The 16126-nt window shown below is 69.1% G+C and carries 15 protein-coding genes and 2 pseudogenes; 8 read left to right on the forward strand and 9 right to left on the reverse strand.

Features of this window, described 5'->3' with window-relative positions:
* Positions 1-103: 103 nt before the first annotated feature.
* Positions 104-793 carry an HAD family hydrolase gene (locus OHA81_RS01905; protein ID WP_329192071.1) on the reverse strand — a complete coding sequence of 230 codons (690 nt, stop codon included), beginning with the start codon at positions 791-793 and terminating at the stop codon, positions 104-106.
* A 190-nt stretch (positions 794-983) separates the two neighbouring features.
* Positions 984-2084: an MBL fold metallo-hydrolase gene (locus OHA81_RS01910; RefSeq protein WP_329192073.1), complete on the reverse strand. Its 1101-nt coding sequence runs from the start codon at positions 2082-2084 to the stop codon at positions 984-986.
* A 546-nt stretch (positions 2085-2630) separates the two neighbouring features.
* Between OHA81_RS01910 and OHA81_RS01915 the strand changes: the two genes are divergently transcribed.
* A complete protein-coding gene (locus OHA81_RS01915; protein ID WP_329192075.1) occupies positions 2631-3632 on the forward strand; it encodes a DUF2278 family protein in 1002 nt (333 codons plus the stop codon).
* A 96-nt stretch (positions 3633-3728) separates the two neighbouring features.
* Here the strand turns inward: OHA81_RS01915 and OHA81_RS01920 are convergent, their stop codons facing one another.
* Both OHA81_RS01920 and OHA81_RS01925 read right to left on the reverse strand, forming a co-directional pair.
* Entirely contained in the window at positions 3729-4187 is a 459-nt protein-coding gene (locus OHA81_RS01920) for a hypothetical protein (RefSeq protein WP_329192076.1), read from the reverse strand.
* Positions 4188-4215: 28 nt separating this feature from the next.
* The gene (locus OHA81_RS01925) at positions 4216-4683 is read right to left on the reverse strand and encodes a fibronectin type III domain-containing protein (protein ID WP_329192080.1); all 468 of its coding nucleotides are present in this window, start codon (positions 4681-4683) and stop codon (positions 4216-4218) included.
* Between the two features lie 558 nt (positions 4684-5241).
* On the opposite strand from OHA81_RS01925, the gene OHA81_RS01930 reads away from it, so the two are divergent.
* Together OHA81_RS01930 and OHA81_RS34555 are read left to right on the forward strand one after the other, a co-directional pair.
* A complete protein-coding gene (locus OHA81_RS01930) occupies positions 5242-5739 on the forward strand; it encodes a DUF4232 domain-containing protein (protein WP_329192081.1) in 498 nt (165 codons plus the stop codon).
* Between the two features lie 34 nt (positions 5740-5773).
* Positions 5774-5920, forward strand: a pseudogene (locus OHA81_RS34555) (YxiG-like protein); the annotation flags it as partial.
* Between the two features lie 27 nt (positions 5921-5947).
* Here OHA81_RS34555 and OHA81_RS01935 read toward each other — a convergent pair.
* On the reverse strand, positions 5948-7327 hold the full coding sequence (locus OHA81_RS01935) for a hypothetical protein (protein ID WP_329192083.1): 1380 nt from the start codon (positions 7325-7327) through the stop codon (positions 5948-5950).
* A gap of 153 nt (positions 7328-7480) precedes the next feature.
* On the opposite strand from OHA81_RS01935, the gene OHA81_RS01940 reads away from it, so the two are divergent.
* Complete coding sequence (locus OHA81_RS01940; protein WP_329192085.1) at positions 7481-7681, forward strand: hypothetical protein; 201 nt, start codon at positions 7481-7483, stop codon at positions 7679-7681.
* Between the two features lie 166 nt (positions 7682-7847).
* Here the strand turns inward: OHA81_RS01940 and OHA81_RS01945 are convergent, their stop codons facing one another.
* Both OHA81_RS01945 and OHA81_RS01950 read right to left on the reverse strand, forming a co-directional pair.
* Entirely contained in the window at positions 7848-9065 is a 1218-nt protein-coding gene (locus tag OHA81_RS01945) for a M4 family metallopeptidase (RefSeq protein ID WP_329192087.1), read from the reverse strand.
* A gap of 293 nt (positions 9066-9358) precedes the next feature.
* Positions 9359-10429: an alkene reductase gene (locus tag OHA81_RS01950; protein WP_329192089.1), complete on the reverse strand. Its 1071-nt coding sequence runs from the start codon at positions 10427-10429 to the stop codon at positions 9359-9361.
* A 228-nt stretch (positions 10430-10657) separates the two neighbouring features.
* On the opposite strand from OHA81_RS01950, the gene OHA81_RS01955 reads away from it, so the two are divergent.
* The 3 genes and pseudogenes from OHA81_RS01955 to lpdA all read left to right on the forward strand — a co-directional run bounded on the left by OHA81_RS01955 (position 10658) and on the right by lpdA (position 13442).
* Entirely contained in the window at positions 10658-11197 is a 540-nt protein-coding gene (locus OHA81_RS01955) for a MarR family winged helix-turn-helix transcriptional regulator (RefSeq protein WP_443056400.1), read from the forward strand.
* 55 nt (positions 11198-11252) lie between these two features.
* Positions 11253-11426 (forward strand): annotated as a pseudogene (locus tag OHA81_RS01960) (DinB family protein); the annotation flags it as partial.
* 603 nt (positions 11427-12029) lie between these two features.
* A complete protein-coding gene (gene lpdA, locus OHA81_RS01965) occupies positions 12030-13442 on the forward strand; it encodes a dihydrolipoyl dehydrogenase (protein ID WP_329192091.1) in 1413 nt (470 codons plus the stop codon).
* A gap of 142 nt (positions 13443-13584) precedes the next feature.
* Here the strand turns inward: lpdA and OHA81_RS01970 are convergent, their stop codons facing one another.
* Together OHA81_RS01970 and OHA81_RS01975 are read right to left on the reverse strand one after the other, a co-directional pair.
* On the reverse strand, positions 13585-14181 hold the full coding sequence (locus OHA81_RS01970; protein ID WP_329192093.1) for an NADPH-dependent F420 reductase: 597 nt from the start codon (positions 14179-14181) through the stop codon (positions 13585-13587).
* Between the two features lie 57 nt (positions 14182-14238).
* Positions 14239-15057: an inositol monophosphatase family protein gene (locus tag OHA81_RS01975; RefSeq protein WP_329192095.1), complete on the reverse strand. Its 819-nt coding sequence runs from the start codon at positions 15055-15057 to the stop codon at positions 14239-14241.
* A gap of 144 nt (positions 15058-15201) precedes the next feature.
* Between OHA81_RS01975 and OHA81_RS01980 the strand changes: the two genes are divergently transcribed.
* The gene (locus OHA81_RS01980) at positions 15202-16107 is read left to right on the forward strand and encodes a LysR family transcriptional regulator (protein WP_329192097.1); all 906 of its coding nucleotides are present in this window, start codon (positions 15202-15204) and stop codon (positions 16105-16107) included.
* Positions 16108-16126 lie beyond the last annotated feature (19 nt).

The raw sequence follows: 16126 nt of genomic DNA on the forward strand, positions 1-16126 counted from the left end.
CCGCGCGGGTTCCAGCGGCTCGGGCGGGGGTGTCATCGGCCGTCGCGGCGCCGTTCACACATCACCGGGCCGCTGACCCACGGTTCGCGCAGCGAAGCACCTGTCAACTCGCGTGAAGGGGCCGGTGCAGGTGGCTACCGTTCTGCCGTTCCGCGATGAGCGTCGGCAGGTCGCGCATGTCGTGGAAGACGGTGGTGTCGGGGCCTTCGAGTCGTTCAGCCGGGGTGAGCCCGCCGGCATAGCCGAAACACTGCATGCCGGCGGCGCGGGCAGCGCGAACACCGGGCCGGCTGTCCTCGACCACCACGCAGGCGGCCGGATCGACGCCCATGTGCCGGGCCGCGTGCAGGAACAGGTCCGGGGCGGGTTTGCCCCGGGCGACCTCAGTGGCGCTGAAGATGCGGCCGGTGAAGTGTTCGTAGAGTCCGGTGCGGCCGAGGGTGTGCCGCATTTTGTCGTGGGAGCCGCTGGAGGCGACGCAGGTCGGCAGGGTGAGCGCGTCGAGGGCTTCGGGCAGGCCTTCGACCGGGCTGAGCTCGGCGTCTACGGCCTCACTGTGAAGTCGCTCGAACCTCTCCGACCAGGTAGTGGCTGTGTCCTCGCCGAGTTGCGCCGCGATCTGTGCACGGATGGCCGCATGTGAGCGGCCGATGAACCGGTCCACGACCTCGTCCTCGGTCAGCGGCCAGCCCAACTCGGCACCCAGCGCTACCTGCACACGCGCGGCGATGCGCTCGCTGTCCACCAGCACGCCGTCGCAGTCGAATATGACGAGTTCAATGGCATTGATCATCTCCGTAGCATAGGACCTCACCGTCAGACAGCCGGATCACCAATCGGCTCTGCCCGGCGGATTACGCATGTCGCCGCCGGAGGATGCGGGCGGGCCGGTGGTCGAAGCCGAGCGTGGAGCGGGCAAGGTTCGACTTCGGCGAAGGAATACCGCCGGGCCCCCGGAATTGAGGTCCCGGGTCCTGTGCGGGTCACGCCGTCGCCGGCAGTTCGAGGACCGTGCCCGTCTCCGGTGCCTCGGGGAAGCGCGCGGAGTAGCCGTATCGCTCGTACAGCTGAGGATCCTCCCACCGGGCGGTGCGCAGCGTGCGGTAGTTGAACCACAGCGTCAGGCCGTCCGGGGCGTTCAGGATGACGCGGGCCAGCGCCTCGTCATCGGGGTGGTGGTAGGTGTCCCCGTTGGTGGACACGAGGTAGTGCCGGGCGGGGGCGGCTTCGAGCAGGGCCTCGGTCACGTTCCGCCGACTGGCATGGTGCGGAAGTTTGAAAGCGTCCAGCTCCAGGGCCGGCAGGCCGCGGTGGGCGGCTACCCCGCGCAGACCGGCCCCGAGCACGGGGCCGAACGCGTCCGCCCCGAGCACGGCGCGGGCACCGCGGTGTTCTATCAGCAGCGCGATGCTGCTCCCGTTCGGAGCGGTCGTGTCGTCGGCCGTCTTGCGAGCGGCAAGGGCGGCCAGATCCCCGAGGGGTTCCAGGACGTCGGACCTCACGAGGTCGGGCTCGGGCCTCACGCCCTGCCAGCCGCGCCTGGCCTGGTCGACGGCTTCGGCCCACTCGTGCTGCAGCATCACCAGGCGTTCGTTGGTCGGTGAAAGCACGGTGATCTGCGGCCCGTCCGGGACCGGCACCTCGATGAACCCGGACTCGTCCCCGGTGTCGATGGGCCCGCCGCCGAATGCCCGGTTCCACGGCAGCACGGGACCGGCGGACTCCCCGAGCAGCGCCGCTATCAGGCTCTGCCCCTCCGCGACGCTGCCCTCCACCCGGCCCCTGGACGGCAGGTGCGGAGGGCCGTTGAACCAGTAATCACCGACGTCTTCGGCATACTCGCTCCGCAGGAACGAGAGCATGCCGCCTATGTGATCACTGTCGATGTGGGTCACCACGGCTACATCGATGTGCCGCTCGTCGGGTTCGAGCCGGCCCAGCCTCTTTTCGAGCCGGGGCCAGGTGCCCGGAGGGCCGCCGTCGACGAGCATGCGCCAAGGCGGCCCGCTCCCCCGCACACACTCCACGAGCAAACAGTCGCCCAGTCGCGCAGGCAGTACCTCGATGCGGATGGCTGTGTCCATGGGATCGTCTCCCTCCAGCCGGGCGCACCATCAAATCTACGCTTGTCAACGGGGCGCCGCAGTGCTGGGACGAGCGCTGCCGGCGAGGCGGCCCGCCCGCCCCGAGCGGCGGCGGCCGGGGCCCGAGCCCCACCCCCGCGCGCCCGCGGTCAGCGCCGTGCGCAGGGCAAGGCGGGTGAACATTGGGCGATGCGGCATCCTTTCGGGGCGCGGCCGGGGGATAACGGCGAGGAGGGTCGGCAGCCGGCAGGGCTGCCCCGGCGTGCGACGAGGGTGAGACATGGCGGTCACCGGTGCCTGGAAGCGGGCGAACCATCACCGGCCCGTCGGCTGCTTCGGGCCCGAGGGCCGGGCAACGTACACGGCGAAGGACCCGGCCGGCACCACCACCGGCTCCACCCGCGACGTCCTCGGGATGCACGAGGTCGACGCCCCGTCGGCACCGGCCGGCCGGGCCTGCGTCCCGGACGGCCCGCGCCCCGTCCGTTCCCTCGACACGTCCGCACCCCGGCCGTGCCGCTCCCACCGGAATCCAGAGGATGGCCCATGCCGCTAAAAGGCTACGGTGTCCTGGCCGCCCGCGCCGTAGACCGGCGCCGGGAGGGATCCAGCGATACCCCTCACTACCAGATCCACCTCACCGACAACGCCGGCACCCACTACCGGGCCGCCGTCAACGTCGAGTCGCAACAGGCGCCCTCGGAACTGCTCTACCTGGTCGACGACGACCTGCGCCACCCCGTGACCGAGCTGCTCCCGCCGGCCGGCAGCGGATGGACGGCCCTGGCGTCACGGCCGGGCACGGCCGGCCTGGACTTCATCCGCGGCAACCTGTTCGACCCCGCCTCGATGCGAGTGCTCCCGCCCGATGTCGAGGGCGCCGACAATGACCTGGCCGACCTGCTCGACCACTACGTGCAGCGTGCCATCGCCGACCCCACCGCCACCCTCTACGTCTTCGGGCAACGGTTCGGCCCCGAGGCCAACATCCCCGACAAGGTGTTCGGTTTCCGGCCCGGCAACGGCGTACACGACATCCACATGAACCAGGGCAACAGCGGGCGCTTCCGCTCCGACGACGGCGTCCGGCAGGACGGCGCCATGCTCGTGCACCTCCCCGCCGAAAACCGCTGGGTCGGCATCTTCCTCGCTTTCCAGTCCCAGTCCTGGCACACCGACGACAACACCGGGCATTCCATCGACACCGCACCGCCCCGCTCCAGCGACCGCGACGAACCCCTGCGGATCATGGCCGCACTCGTCAACCCATCCGGCTCCGCACCGGAAGCCGTCACCGTGCTCAACACCTCACCGGCCCCGGTCGACCTGCGCGGCTGGCAGCTCACCGACCGCAACCGGCAGCCCCTCCCGCTGCCGGCGGGCACTCTCGAACCCGGCACCACCCTCACCGTCGCGAGCGGCAACGGCTTCCGCCTCGGCGACCAGGGCGGCACGATCACCCTCCTCAACCCGGACGGCATCAAAGTCCACGGCGTCGCCTACACCGCGCGACAGGCGGAACCCGAGGGACGGACCATCACCTTCTGAACACCGGCCCGGCAGAACGACGGCGCCCTCGCCGGCCGGCCAAAGCGATCTGGTCGGCCGACGAGGGCGGTATTTTGCGCGCTGCGCACCGGTGGTTCAGTCGAACCGCACACAGATCGCCACCGGTAGCTTCGGCGACCAGGTCCTGGTGTTGTAGTCGTACGCCTGGGCGTAGCCGTTGTTGCCGGGGGCGCAGGGAGCGGAGATGTTCGTCTCCAGGTAGACGGCTCCGCCGGGGATGCCCGAATTCGTCTTCGCGATCACGTTGTCTTGGTACCTGACCTGCCCGAAGTTGTACTTGACGGCTATATAGACCTTGCCGCCGAGGGTGAAGTTACCTCCGCCGATCTTGAGGTGCCCCCGGTAGGTGTACTGGAACAAATAGAGGTTCCCCGGCGCCTTGTGCAGAGCGGCTCGGGTTGACGCGGCCGGGGTGGCTGCGTCGGGGGGAGTTGCGCCGGCCGGCGAGGCGGCGAGGCCGATCGCGGCCAGTGCTGTCGCGCTCAGCACGAAGCGTCGCGGCCAGTGGGAGGCCGAACGTGGAAGCGTGCCCATGACTGCTCCTTCAACCGGTTCGAATCCGTCACCACGGGCGGGCGTTCAGGTAGATCTGCGGGGACCAACGGGTGCAGGAAGAGTGGCTCAGAGCGCCGCCGCGGTTGCACGCCTGGACGACGAAGTTGTAGTCACCCGCCTCGGCGGTGATGGTCCACACTCTCCGGGGGCCTCCGGTGAGCTCTGTCTGTACCCAGCGTCCAGAGGTGGGCGATACATAGCGGATGTTGTAGTGGGTGGAGTTGTATCCGCCGAAGTAGACCCTGACGACGTCGCCGCACGAGTCGAATTGCGCGCCCAGGTAGGGGCTGTTGCCGTACTGGAAGCGGGGAGGCGTACCTCCGATGTCACTTCCTCCGTTCGGCGCCGTACCGTCGCGGAAGAAACACCCCTTCTTCAGGTCCGGCGACTGCCCGGAGGCGCCGCCGAGGACGTGGACGGTCGTACTCTGCGGTGCCCGCGGCCCGGCAGCGACGACGCTCGGTGCGGCGACCATGCCGGAAACGAAGACAGCTGAGGTAAGTACCGTTAGTGTGCTACGCCATCTCAAAGCACTCATGATGCGCTCCGAAGGAAAATGGGAACTCCTGCTCGGCGGCGCGTTCGGGCCGACTTCAGGAGAGGTTGGTACGGCATCGCTGGGCAGTGGAGCCGATGGCCTTTGACGCCGGCGGCGCATACCGTCTGCCGCCCGCTGTGCTGCCCGCACTCACCGTGAGACCACGGTTCCAAGTTAAGTCGGACAGGCGCAGACCGCCTGCCGGGCCGACGTTCCGGTCCTGGGCCGCACCCGGGTGTGAAGGAGACCTCCACCGCCGGCAACTGGTGCACAGGAGGCGGGAGGAGCTGCCGGGCCGTGTGGCGCGCGCCCTTTCCGTGCTCCCGCCGCCGAGAAGCCGCGAGGACCCCGCGCCGGTAGAATGGCGCCATCAGGCGTGCAGTGCCCGCCGCGGAGTGCACCGCTCGACCGGGCAACCGCGAAAGCGCCGGCACAGCCCCATTCGTGTGCGCCGAATGCCAGTAATACCCTCGTCATGACAGAGGAGTTGGCGTCATGAGCAACGTCGTGAACCGGGCAACGACCATCGCTGCCGCAGCCCTCCTGGCAACCGCCGGCGTCTCCGTCGGCGCCACCCAGGCAACGGCCCTGCCAAGTGCCCCCACCTGCCACGTGGCCGACCTGCACCTGACGGTCGGCGAGCCGGAAGGCGCCGCAGGATCCCTCTACTACCCGATCCTGTTCACCAATACCTCAACCCACACCTGCGCGTTGCGCGGATACCCCGGAGTCAGCGTCATCGACGTCCAGCACCGGCAGATCGGCACCTCGGCGATCCGCACCGGCGAGCCGGTGAACACGGTGTCCGTGTCCCCCGGCCAGACCGTGACTGCGGTCTTCCGCACGAACAGCCGGAGCGTGGTGCCGAGCTGCCGCCCGGTGTCGACCTACGTCAAGGTCTACCCGCCGAACAGCTTCCAGGCCGTCCAGATCCCCTCCCACCTGCGGCTGTGCGGGGCCTTCGAGATCAGCCCGGTACAAGCCTCGGATTGACCGCGCCCCCACCATCCGGCTCCCCCACGATCTCTACCTGCGGTACCTCTTCCGGTACTGCGTCGAGGCCCGCTGCAAGACGTTCCCTTCCGCGGACGTCTGGCGGGCCTCCTTGGACGACCGTCTCCTCGACCGCGAAACCGCTGACCCAGACCTCGGCGGGTACGTCTGGGGCGCGAAGGACCGATTGCGGCCATCGCCGCCGGTCCTAGTCGGAGCGGGCCTTGTCGAGGAGCTCACGGTAGGGCATCTGCGCCATGGAACCGCGGACCCGCGTGAGGCCGTACCGGTCGATGACCTTTTGGTTCTTGTAGACGCTCACGGGGTCGAAGACTATGCGATCACCCGGCGGTGACACGTCCACCACGATGGCAGGCCACTCCCCATAGTTGACCTTCCACACTGAGATGCGTTGCCGACGCCGGGTCAAGTTGAGGATTTCACTACTGTTCGAGATGTCAGACCGATACCTGTACTCGGCATTGGGGGGATCCCCTCCTCCGGCCTCCCTGCTGATCCTCGCGCCCACCGCCTTGGAACGCTCGTAATCGGCGGGCATGGTCATTCTGTCCTTCCTGATCACGTACACCTCGGTCTGCGCTTTGATCGCTTCGTAATTGCGCGCCTGCGGATCGTTGATCTCGACCACCGCATCCTGCAGGACTTCTTCACCCGGGTTCAGCACGCGCCCCACCGGTGTGACGAACGCGCCGTCGTAGATCAGATCGTCTCTCGCAGCCTTGCCGTCGGAGAAACTGCTGGCCGAACCACCGTGGATCCAGTAGATGCTGTCGAGGACGTAAACAGGGACCTGGCCGGCGTTCTTCACGTGCAGATGGACCGTCACGTACATGCGCTTCCCTCCCCTCGCCAGGACCGAGTCCCTGAACTCGGCCCCACTCTGTAGCACCGGGGGCATCACGTAGGGAACGTAGAGCTGCGTGTAGGCAAGGTTGGTAACGGCGAGGAGGGTGGAGACGATCACCCCGATCGCGATTCTCCTCGGAACGTGAAGACCCTGCCACGCCCGGCACCTGATGAGCCTGAACAGCGCCACCGAGGACCACGCCGCGAGGGCCATCCCGATCAGGGTGTAGCCGGTGAAGCACTCGCCTATCTGCAGGGAGAGGAACAGGATGCTGCAGACGAGGGAGAGGACCACTCCGGCCAGAACCGTCACCCCCGAGTAACTCCATCGTCTCCTCCGCCAGTAGTCGACAGCGGCTGCGGCCGCAGCCAACTCCATCAGGGCGGCAACGAGGACGGTGAATCCAGCGATCCTCCCGCCGTAGGTCAGGGCGTCACCGCTGTCCGAGAGTCCGATCCGAAAGAGCGGGTACGCGGTCACCAGGAGCCCGAGAACCATGAAGGAGCCGATCGCCCGTCGCCGCCACGCTCGGTCCGGCCAGACGGTGTCGTCCGCACCGAACCAACGGACCGGCTGGTCAGGCGGCAGACCGGCACGACGCAGGAGTCCTCGGAGCTCCCTGCGGGACCGAACGCTGCCGACGGGCCTGCCGTCGATGAGGACCTTCCGCAAACCGAGGCCGTCACTCCCGCCGACGGTCACCTCAGGCGTGTTCTCCATAACTCCAGCCTGCCGCTCGTCCGCAGGGAACGCCGCCCGGAGCGCGCCTCTTGATCACCCCTCCAGGGTGCGCTCGACCCAACACAGGGTGAGTCTGGAGTTGTTGTGTTGCTGTGTGATGTGTTGAAGTGCTCGTCCTTGCAGGAGTTCCCCATGCGTACTCGACTTCTCGGATTCATCAGCGCCCTCGTACTGGCTGCTCTCGGGGCCGCGGTTCCCGTCGCTCAGGCTGCGGCACCGGCTGTCACCGGACCGGCGTGCGTGGCAGCCCACGGAAAGGTGGTGTACGACTCCGGCACCGGACTGTGGACCTGCATAGGCGGCAGGTACGACGACGAACCCATCACGACCTGAGTGCCGGCCGGACCTGCTCCCCTGCCCCACCACGTGGGCTGCTCGGCGTGATTCCCGGCCTTGGCACCACACGGGCCTCGACACCACACGGCTGGTGCCCCCGGCGGCAGGAGTGCATTCCGCTTCGACCGCCCGGGGTGTGCAGTCCGCTCCGGAGTGGAGGTGGTCAGCCGGCGCGCTTCAGTGCGGCCACGTCCTTGGCCAGCCTCGCCATCTCGGCACTCAGCTCCCCCACCTGCCTGTTCAGGGCTCCGAGGCCGTCGTGTCGCCCCATCCCGGCCTCCCCGTTGACCGCAAGGCTCCGCGCCCGGGCGACTCCGGTCGGCACGCCCCTGATGGGGATTTCCACTCCTTGCCATGCCGCCAGCACAGCCGACTGCTCGGCACTGCCGGCTCCGAAGAGTTCACCTGCCTTCTGGAAGGTGGTGTCCGCGAAATCCTGGAACTGGGTCTCGGCGCCGGACGCTTTGAGCGATTCGTACCAGATGGTCCCGGCGCGTTCCCAGGCGAACCCGCCGATGCCCATGGCGGCGAGGAAGAACGCCTTGTTCGGAATCCCGGAGTTGAAGTGCACGCCGCCGGAATCCCCTTCCTCCGTGTCGGGCAGGTGGACGAACTTGCTCATCCGGTCCGGCTGGGGGTCCTTCCCGAACAGCGCGTTGTCGTACGCGTGCCCCGGGGCCTTCATCGAGCGCAGGGCGTCGGCATCGATCCCCGGGGTCCACACGTCGGCCCCGATCAGCCAGTCCGCTTCCTCGGCCGACTGTTTCAGCGACCACTGCTTGACCAGCGAACCGAAGACGTCCGACATCGACTCGTTCAGGGCCCCGGGCTGGTTGTGGTACGCCAGTCCCGCAGTGTGCTCGGTGACTCCGTGCGTCAACTCGTGGCCGATCACATCGAGGGATCTGGTGAGGTCTCCCAGCATCTTCCCGTCCCCGTCGCCGAAGACCATCTGGCGCCCGTCCCAGAATGCGTTGTTGAACTTCACACTGAAGTGGACGTACCCGTCCAGGCGCATACCGTGGCCGTCGATCGAGTCGCGCCGGAACACCTCCTTGTAGAAATCGCGCGTCAGGCCGAGCCCGTCGAACGCCCGGTCCACGGACTCGTCCGCGGACACCGGTCCGTCCTCGGACCTGGCCAGGACTGCGGATGCCAGGAAGCTCCCCTGGTCACAGTCGAAGACGGTGCGTCGACCGTTACCGGTCGCGGTTGCGGCCGGGCCGGCGAGGGACGCCCGGACCGCTCGTTCGCCCCGCAGGCGCGCGGTGGTCAGCATGGTGGCCAAGGCAGCCTGGCGCACCTCGCCGTCTTCGCTGTCCAGAAGCTTCTTGAGCAGGTACGGGGGGATGACGCAGTTGAGTCGGGAGGTCCTGTTCATAGGACACCTCCTGGGAAGAGGAGCAACGGGCGAGCACGCATCGACGCCCGGAAGTGGTCGGGTCGGGTGCGGCCGGACGCAGCATGGCCACGGCCCTCCGCGAGGGTCTCGTGGGCGAACGGCAAGAGCCGACTGGATGTGGCGATGGCAGAAAAGCATTGGCGCCGACCAGCCCGGTTTCCAGAGCCGGGGCCGTGCTCATATCACCAGTCTCGGACCGCCCGTAGCCACTGGCAATCGCAGCGCGAGCATGCAACGGGCGAGCCGGGATGGCAGCGCAGGAGGTTCGCCCGTCAGGCGGGCAGGGCGGGGTAGTCGGTGTATCCGTGGTCGTCGCCGCCGTACAGGGTGGCCGCGTCCAGGGCGTTGTACGGGCCGCCTTGCTGCAGGCGGCGTGGCAGGTCCGGGTTGGCGAGGAACATCGCGCCGAAGGAGACGAGGTCGGCGGTGCCGTCCTCGATCAGCGCGAGGGCGTCGGGCCCGGTGGGGTCCGGGTGCGTGAAGGGGTTGAGGACGAAGGCGGTGGGCCAGGCCTTGCGCAGGCGGTGGGTCAGCTCCCGGTCCGGGCCCTCCATCAGGTGCAGGTAGGCAAGGCCGAGGCTCGCGAGGCGGCCGGTGAGGGCCCCGTAGGTTTCCTCGAGGTCATCCTCGGCGATGTCGTTGTAGGGGTTTCCGGGTGAGAGGCGGATACCGGTGCGGTGGGCGCCGATCGCGTCGGCGACGGCCGCAGCGACCTCGACGGCGAAACGGATCCGGCCCTCGGTGCTGCCGCCCCAGGCGTCGGTGCGCCGGTTGGTGCCGGGGGCGAGGAACTGGTGGATGAGGTAACCGTTGGCTCCGTGGATCTCCACCCCGTCGAAGCCGGCGGCGATCGCGTTGCGCGCAGCGTCGACGAAGTCGGCGATCGTCTGGTGGATCCCGGCCTCTGTCAGCTCCTTGGGGACCACCATGTCCTTGGGACCCTGGTGGGTGAATACCTGGCCCTTGGCCGCGATGGGAGAGGGGCCCACCGGAAGCATGCCGTCGGGCAGCAGGCTGGGGTGGCCGATCCGGCCGGTGTGCATCAGCTGCGCGAAGACGATTCCGCCCTCGCGGTGCACGGCGTCGGTGACCTGGCGCCACGCGGCCACCTGCCGGGCCGAGTGCAGGCCGGGGGTGTCGGGGTAGCCCTGGCCCACGATCGACGGCTGCACGCCCTCGGTGATGATCAGGCCGGCTCCGGCGCGCTGGGCGTAGTACGTCGCCGTCGACGCGGTGGGGGAAGCTCCTTCGCCATAGGCGCGGCTGCGGGTCATCGGAGCCATCGCGATGCGGTTGGCCAGACGGATCCCGCCCAGGTCGAACGGTTCGAATGCGGTCTTCATGGTTCACGGTTCCTTCGTGGAGGACTGAGGCGCTGGGGCCGATAGCTGTTCGGACAGCAATCCAATACCTGTCCAAACAGGTAAGTAGGCTCTCCCATTCCCTTTCCCGTGTGATGGCGACCACAGTCCCCTGACGTGACCAGGGCGGAGCGGACGGATCCGTGCACCGGACGTAGCTGCGCTACCCTTTTCCTGTCCGGCCAGTCAGCGTGGTGCAGGGAGCGGGTTGTGCAGAGCAGTGACGCGGTTCGCGACGGGGGGCCGGATCCGGCCGACGGCGCTGACGCGACGGTGGCGGTACCGGCTTCCGCCGGCAGTGGGCCGATCAGCCACGCGATCTTCCGTGTCGCCCGACTGCACCGCATGCTCGCCGGCCAGCTGCTGCGCCGCGTCGGCCTGCATCCCGGTCAGGAACTGGTGATGATGCAGCTGTGGGAGCTCGGGCCCCAGCGTCAGGCCGATCTCGTCCGTCTCCTCGACTCCGACGCGGCCACCATGACCCGCACGGTCCGCCGCCTGGAGACTGCGGGCTTCGTGCGTCGGCGCCCCAGCCCTACCGACAAGCGCGCGTCCCTCATCGAGCCCACTCCCGCGAGCCACGCGCTGCGCCGGGAAGTCGAACAGCTCTGGGGCCGGCTGGAAAGCCTCGCAACCACCGGCCTGAGCCCGGACGAACGCAGGGAGACCCTGCGGGCCTTGGAAGGCATCGAAGCAGCACTGTCCGCAGCGGTCGCCTCCCCCGATCAGGCCACCGGCCCCACTCGGTGACGCAGACCGCCGGGCGCCGGCGGGACGGAGGACCGGGCGAGGCGGCGAACTTCTGGAGCCGGTGCGCGGCTGCCGGCACATCCGCCGACGTGGCACGTCGGCCGCACCGATGTCGGTAGGTTCGGAAGAGTGGACGGTGGACTCCCAGACGTTCGCCTACGCGGGGACCGCTGACGAGGCGCTGAGACAGCTCGCTGCGATGTGTGGGGAGGGAAGCGCGGGGGTCCGCGCTCCGCATATGGCTTTGCCCAACGGGCGATCGGGCTTCGGCAACCGACGTGGGCTCCACGGCACTTAGTGGCTGCGCGCTTCTACGGAGCCTCCGGGGGCGCGGGCCACCTCGTCACCGAACTCACGACCGCCGCCGGGCCCAAGTCGCGCCCGCGACCCTGCTCACGGCCGGACGGCCGCGGCCCCGGATCGTACCGGGGGGTGCGTGGCGCCACGCCGGGATGCAGGACGGGTCCGTGCGCAGCGGCGCAGCGGTGCCGGGTGCCGTCACCCACGCCCTGGCACGGCCTCCGTCGTGTCGATGAGGTCTGCCGAGACGCTGCGGCGTCCGGCCGGGCGTCGTACCGGTCGGGCTGTCGGCTCTCGTCCAGGCACGCCTGGAAGAGAGCGGCGGCAGACGGATTCGTCGTCCCGCACCCCGCAGCAGGCGATGTTTCGCCCGCCCCGGGTGCCGCGCACCACAGATGTTGCGCCCGCGAGCAAGGCAACGAAGATCACACCTCCTCCCGGAGGCAGATCGGCGATCGGCGTGGCGAGGCGGAGTCGGGGGAGAAACAATCCGGGGGACACCACTTCACAGCACACCGAAAAGGAAGTCCTCATGGTCGAGCAGGACGAGCGCTTCGACGTCGTTGTCCTCGGTGCGGGCCCCGGCGGATACGTGGCCGCGATCCGTGCCGCGCAGCTGGGCAAGCGGGTCGCCGTCGTCGAGGAGAAGTACTGGGGCGGCGTCTGCCTGAACGTCGGCTGCATCCCCACCAAGGCGCTGCTGCGCAACGCCGAGCTCGCGCACATCGTCACCCGTGAGGCGAAGACCTTCGGCATCACGTCGGACAGCCCCATCAGCTTCGACTACGGCGAGGCCTTCCGCCGCAGCCGCCGGGTCGCGGACGGCCGGGTCAAGGGCGTCCACTACCTGATGAAGAAGAACAAGATCACGGAGTTCGACGGCCGCGGCACCTTCCTCGACGCGCACACCCTCCAGGTCGCGGACTACGAGGGCAACAACCGCACGATCGGCTTCGACCACTGCATCATCGCCACCGGAGCCACCCCCAAGCTGCTGCCCGGCACCAAGCGCAGCGCCCGCGTGGTGAGCTACGAGGAGCAGATCCTCGCCGAGGACCTCCCGCGGTCCATCGTCATCGCGGGCGCCGGCGCCATCGGCATCGAGTTCGCGTACGTGCTGCACAACTACGGCGTGAAGGTCACCATCGTCGAGTTCCTGGACCGGGTCGCCCCGCTGGAGGACGCCGAGGTCTCCGCCGAGCTGGCCAAGCAGTACCGCAAGCTCGGTATCGACGTGCTCACCTCCACCCGCGTCGACGCCATCGACGAGTCCGGTCCGCAGGTCCGCGTCACCGTCACCGCCAAGGACGGCTCGCAGCAGGTGCTGGAAGCCGACAAGGTGCTCCAGGCCATCGGCTTCGCCCCGAACGTCGAGGGCTACGGCTTGGAGAACACCGGCGTCCGGGTCACCGAGCGCGGCGCGATCGACGTCGACGCCCGCTGCCGCACCTCCGTGCCGCACATCTTCGCCATCGGCGACGTCACCGCCAAGCTGATGCTGGCGCACGCCGCCGAGGCCATGGGCGTGATCGCGGCCGAGACCATCGCGGACGCGGAGACCATGGAGCTGGACTTCGCGATGATCCCGCGCGCGACGTATTGCCAGCCGCAGATCGCCAGCTTCGGCTACACCGAGGCCCAGGCCCGTGACCTCGGCTATGACGTGAAGGTGGCGAAGTTCCCCTTCACCGCCAACGGCAAGGCGCACGGCCTCGGCGACTTCACCGGCTTCGTCAAACTGATCAGCGACGCCAAGTACGGCGAGCTGATCGGCGGCCACCTCATCGGGCCGGACGTCACCGAGCTCCTGCCCGAGCTGACCCTGGCCCAGCAGTGGGACCTCACCGTCCACGAGGTCGCTCGCAACGTCCACGCCCACCCGACGCTGGGCGAGGCGGTCAAGGAGGCGGTCCACGGACTCGCCGGCCACATGATCAATTTCTAGAGCGGGTCGCCGGTGTCCGCTCCGCCCGGGCGAGCACCGGACCCGAGGACCGGCAGCACCGCCGGGGCGGCGTACCCGCATCCCAGGGTCGCCGCCACGGCGGCCGCGCCCCGCAACCCCGGCAGTCGCCCGCACCCACCGGTCAGCGGGCAATGGAGAGCGCGAACGGCGCGAAGCCGCTGGAGCGGATCACATGCGGCACGAAGAGGATCGCGGCCTCCGTGGCGCGGGCGGTCCGGATGCCACCGAGGTCGCTGATCCATTCCTTTCGCCAGCCGAGGTCGGTGAGCAGGTCGTGGACGGTCTGCTTGGCCTGCGGGTCCTCGCCGGAGAGGAACGCGGTCGGCGGACGGGTGAGCATGGCCGGCGCGGTCATCACCGGAAAGAGCATGGTGTTGAGCGTCTTGACGACGCGGGTATCCGGGAGCGCTTCCTGAAGCCGCTCGGCGAGGCTGGAGCCGGGGTAGAGCAGGTCGGCGGGCAGTCCGTCCGGGCCGTCGGTGGTGGCGTTGGACACGTCGACGAGGATCTTGCCCCGCAGTTCCTCGCGCAGCGCGGCGAGGCGTTCCAGTGAGCCGGCGCCGGGTGTGGCGTTGATGACCATCCGGGCTGCGCGGGCGGCGTCCGCGGCGGCGCCCCGGGTGCTGTCCGCCACCGTGACGTGATGCCCTGCTCGGGTGAGTGCGGCGGCCAGGTTGCCGCCGACGCGGCCATTGCCGAGTACTGCGATCTCGTTCATGTATGCGCTCCTCTTGATCTTTCTGAACTTCTTGATCTTTCTGGTCTTCGTACGGGGTCAGCGGGAGAGCGTCGATACGGCTTCGCCGTGCACTCCGGGTGCGGCGGCCAGGAAGCTGTCGCTCTGCGGGGTCCAGGGACGGCCCTGGGCGTCGGAGATCCGTCCGCCGGCCTCCCGGACGAGCAGAGCCCCGGGGAGCAGGTCCGCGCGGGCCCCGGCGAACTGCCAGAAGACGTCGGTCCTCCCGGCGGCGACGTTCGCCAGGTGCAGGGTCGCGGGCACGGCGGTGCGGACGACGAGTGCGTCGAAGAGCATCGCGGTGATCGAGGAGCCGACGCGCCGCACGACTTCCTCGTCTTCGTCCGGCCGGGCCTGGCTGGTGGCGACGATGCTCAGGTCCAGGTTCGCGGTCTGGGAGACGTGTAGGGGCCGGCCGTCGAGGTGGGCTCCCGCTCCGGCGAGCGCGGTGTAGGTCTCTCCGGTCATGGGCAGGTGGACCACGGTGAGCACCGGCTGGTTCTCGCGGACGAGGGTGGCGGTGACCGCCCATTCGGGCAGGGCGTGGAGGTGGTTGACGTTGCCTTCGGCCGGGTCCACGACCCACCATTCGCCGGACGGCAGCGCCCCGCCGTCGAGTTCGTCTTCCACCCAGCCGGCGTTCGGGCGCAGCTGTGAGAGGCGGGGGCGCAGGATGTCGAGGGCCGTGTCGTCGTTGGCGGCGAGGGCGTGCATCAGCTCTTCGCGGGTCTGGTAGCGGATCACCTCGCCGAAGCGCTCGTGCAGCGCCGAGCCGGCCGTACGCACCGCAATCTCGGTTTGGGCGAGCAGCTCGGCGTCGGAGGTGGTGACGGCCGGGGTGTGCAGCGTTTCGGACATGGTGGTGCTCCTGTCTGAGGAAGGGTTGGTGAGGTGGAACCAGGCCGAGCCGCGCTTTTGCGTCGTGCTCTTCGCCTTGCCTCAACGGTATGGAGCCCGGGCATTAACCACAACTGCATGTCAAGCACGGCTAGGATTACCGGCATGCAATTGGATTTGAACCTGCTCACCGCGCTCGACGCGCTGCTGGAGGAGGGAAGTGTGGCCGGGGCGGCCGCACGCCTGCATGTCACCGCCCCGGCAATGAGCCGGAGTCTGGGCCGCATCCGGCGTACGACGGGGGATCAGATCCTGGTGCGCACCGGCCGCACGATGACCCCGACGCCGTATGCGATCGCCGTCCGGGCCCAGGTGCACGAGCTGTTGCACCAGGTGCAAGGGGTGTTGGCGCCGAGCCGTGAACTCGATCTGGCGACCTTGGAGCGCACTTTCACGCTTCGCTGGCACGATTCCCTGGTCGCCCTCAGCGGGCCCGCGCTGCTCGCGTCCGTGCGCCGGCAGGCGCCCGGCGTGCGCTTGCGCTTCCTCGCGGAATCGAGCGTCGACACCCACGAGTTGCGGCGCGGTGAAGTCGACTTGGAGGCGAACGCCAACCGCCCGACCGCACCGGACGTACGTACCGAGGACGTGGGCGCAACCCGCCTCGTCATCGTCGTGAGACGGGGGCACCCCCTCACCCGCGCCAAGAGCCTCACCGCGCAGCGGTACGCAGCAGCCGAGCACGTCACCGTCTCGCGACGCGGGAACCTCGGCAACGCCATCGACGACGCCCTCGGCCGGCTCGGCCTCAGCCGCCACGTGGTGGCGACCGCGCCCACGGAAGCGGCCGCGCTGGAGTTCGCGCGCGACTCCGATCTGGTGATCAGCGTTCCCGAAGCCACCACGCGCTCGGCGGTCGCCGACCTCGGCCTCGTCGTACTCCCCCTGCCGCTCGACCTGCCGTCGGCACCGATATGCCTGTCATGGCACCAGCGCTACGACACCGACAGCGCCCATGCCTGGCTGCGCGGGCTGGCGCGCGACGCGCTGACTTCCTGCGGAACGTCGTAAGCGGCGTGGTCCCGGGCTT

Source organism: Streptomyces sp. NBC_00667 (assembly GCF_036226825.1).
Lineage (GTDB): Bacteria > Actinomycetota > Actinomycetes > Streptomycetales > Streptomycetaceae > Streptomyces.

Coding starts and splice junctions, on each gene's coding strand:
- OHA81_RS01940 (WP_329192085.1), top strand. CDS start 7,481: ATGCGTACTCGACTTCTCGGATTCATCAGCGCCCTCGTACTGGCTGCT.
- lpdA (WP_329192091.1), top strand. CDS start 12,030: ATGGTCGAGCAGGACGAGCGCTTCGACGTCGTTGTCCTCGGTGCGGGC.
- OHA81_RS01905 (WP_329192071.1), bottom strand. CDS start 793: ATGATCAATGCCATTGAACTCGTCATATTCGACTGCGACGGCGTGCTG.
- OHA81_RS01970 (WP_329192093.1), bottom strand. CDS start 14,181: ATGAACGAGATCGCAGTACTCGGCAATGGCCGCGTCGGCGGCAACCTG.
- OHA81_RS01910 (WP_329192073.1), bottom strand. CDS start 2,084: ATGGACACAGCCATCCGCATCGAGGTACTGCCTGCGCGACTGGGCGAC.
- OHA81_RS01945 (WP_329192087.1), bottom strand. CDS start 9,065: ATGAACAGGACCTCCCGACTCAACTGCGTCATCCCCCCGTACCTGCTC.
- OHA81_RS01935 (WP_329192083.1), bottom strand. CDS start 7,327: ATGGAGAACACGCCTGAGGTGACCGTCGGCGGGAGTGACGGCCTCGGT.
- OHA81_RS01930 (WP_329192081.1), top strand. CDS start 5,242: ATGAGCAACGTCGTGAACCGGGCAACGACCATCGCTGCCGCAGCCCTC.
- OHA81_RS01920 (WP_329192076.1), bottom strand. CDS start 4,187: ATGGGCACGCTTCCACGTTCGGCCTCCCACTGGCCGCGACGCTTCGTG.
- OHA81_RS01915 (WP_329192075.1), top strand. CDS start 2,631: ATGCCGCTAAAAGGCTACGGTGTCCTGGCCGCCCGCGCCGTAGACCGG.
- OHA81_RS01925 (WP_329192080.1), bottom strand. CDS start 4,683: ATGGTCGCCGCACCGAGCGTCGTCGCTGCCGGGCCGCGGGCACCGCAG.
- OHA81_RS01950 (WP_329192089.1), bottom strand. CDS start 10,429: ATGAAGACCGCATTCGAACCGTTCGACCTGGGCGGGATCCGTCTGGCC.
- OHA81_RS01980 (WP_329192097.1), top strand. CDS start 15,202: ATGCAATTGGATTTGAACCTGCTCACCGCGCTCGACGCGCTGCTGGAG.
- OHA81_RS01975 (WP_329192095.1), bottom strand. CDS start 15,057: ATGTCCGAAACGCTGCACACCCCGGCCGTCACCACCTCCGACGCCGAG.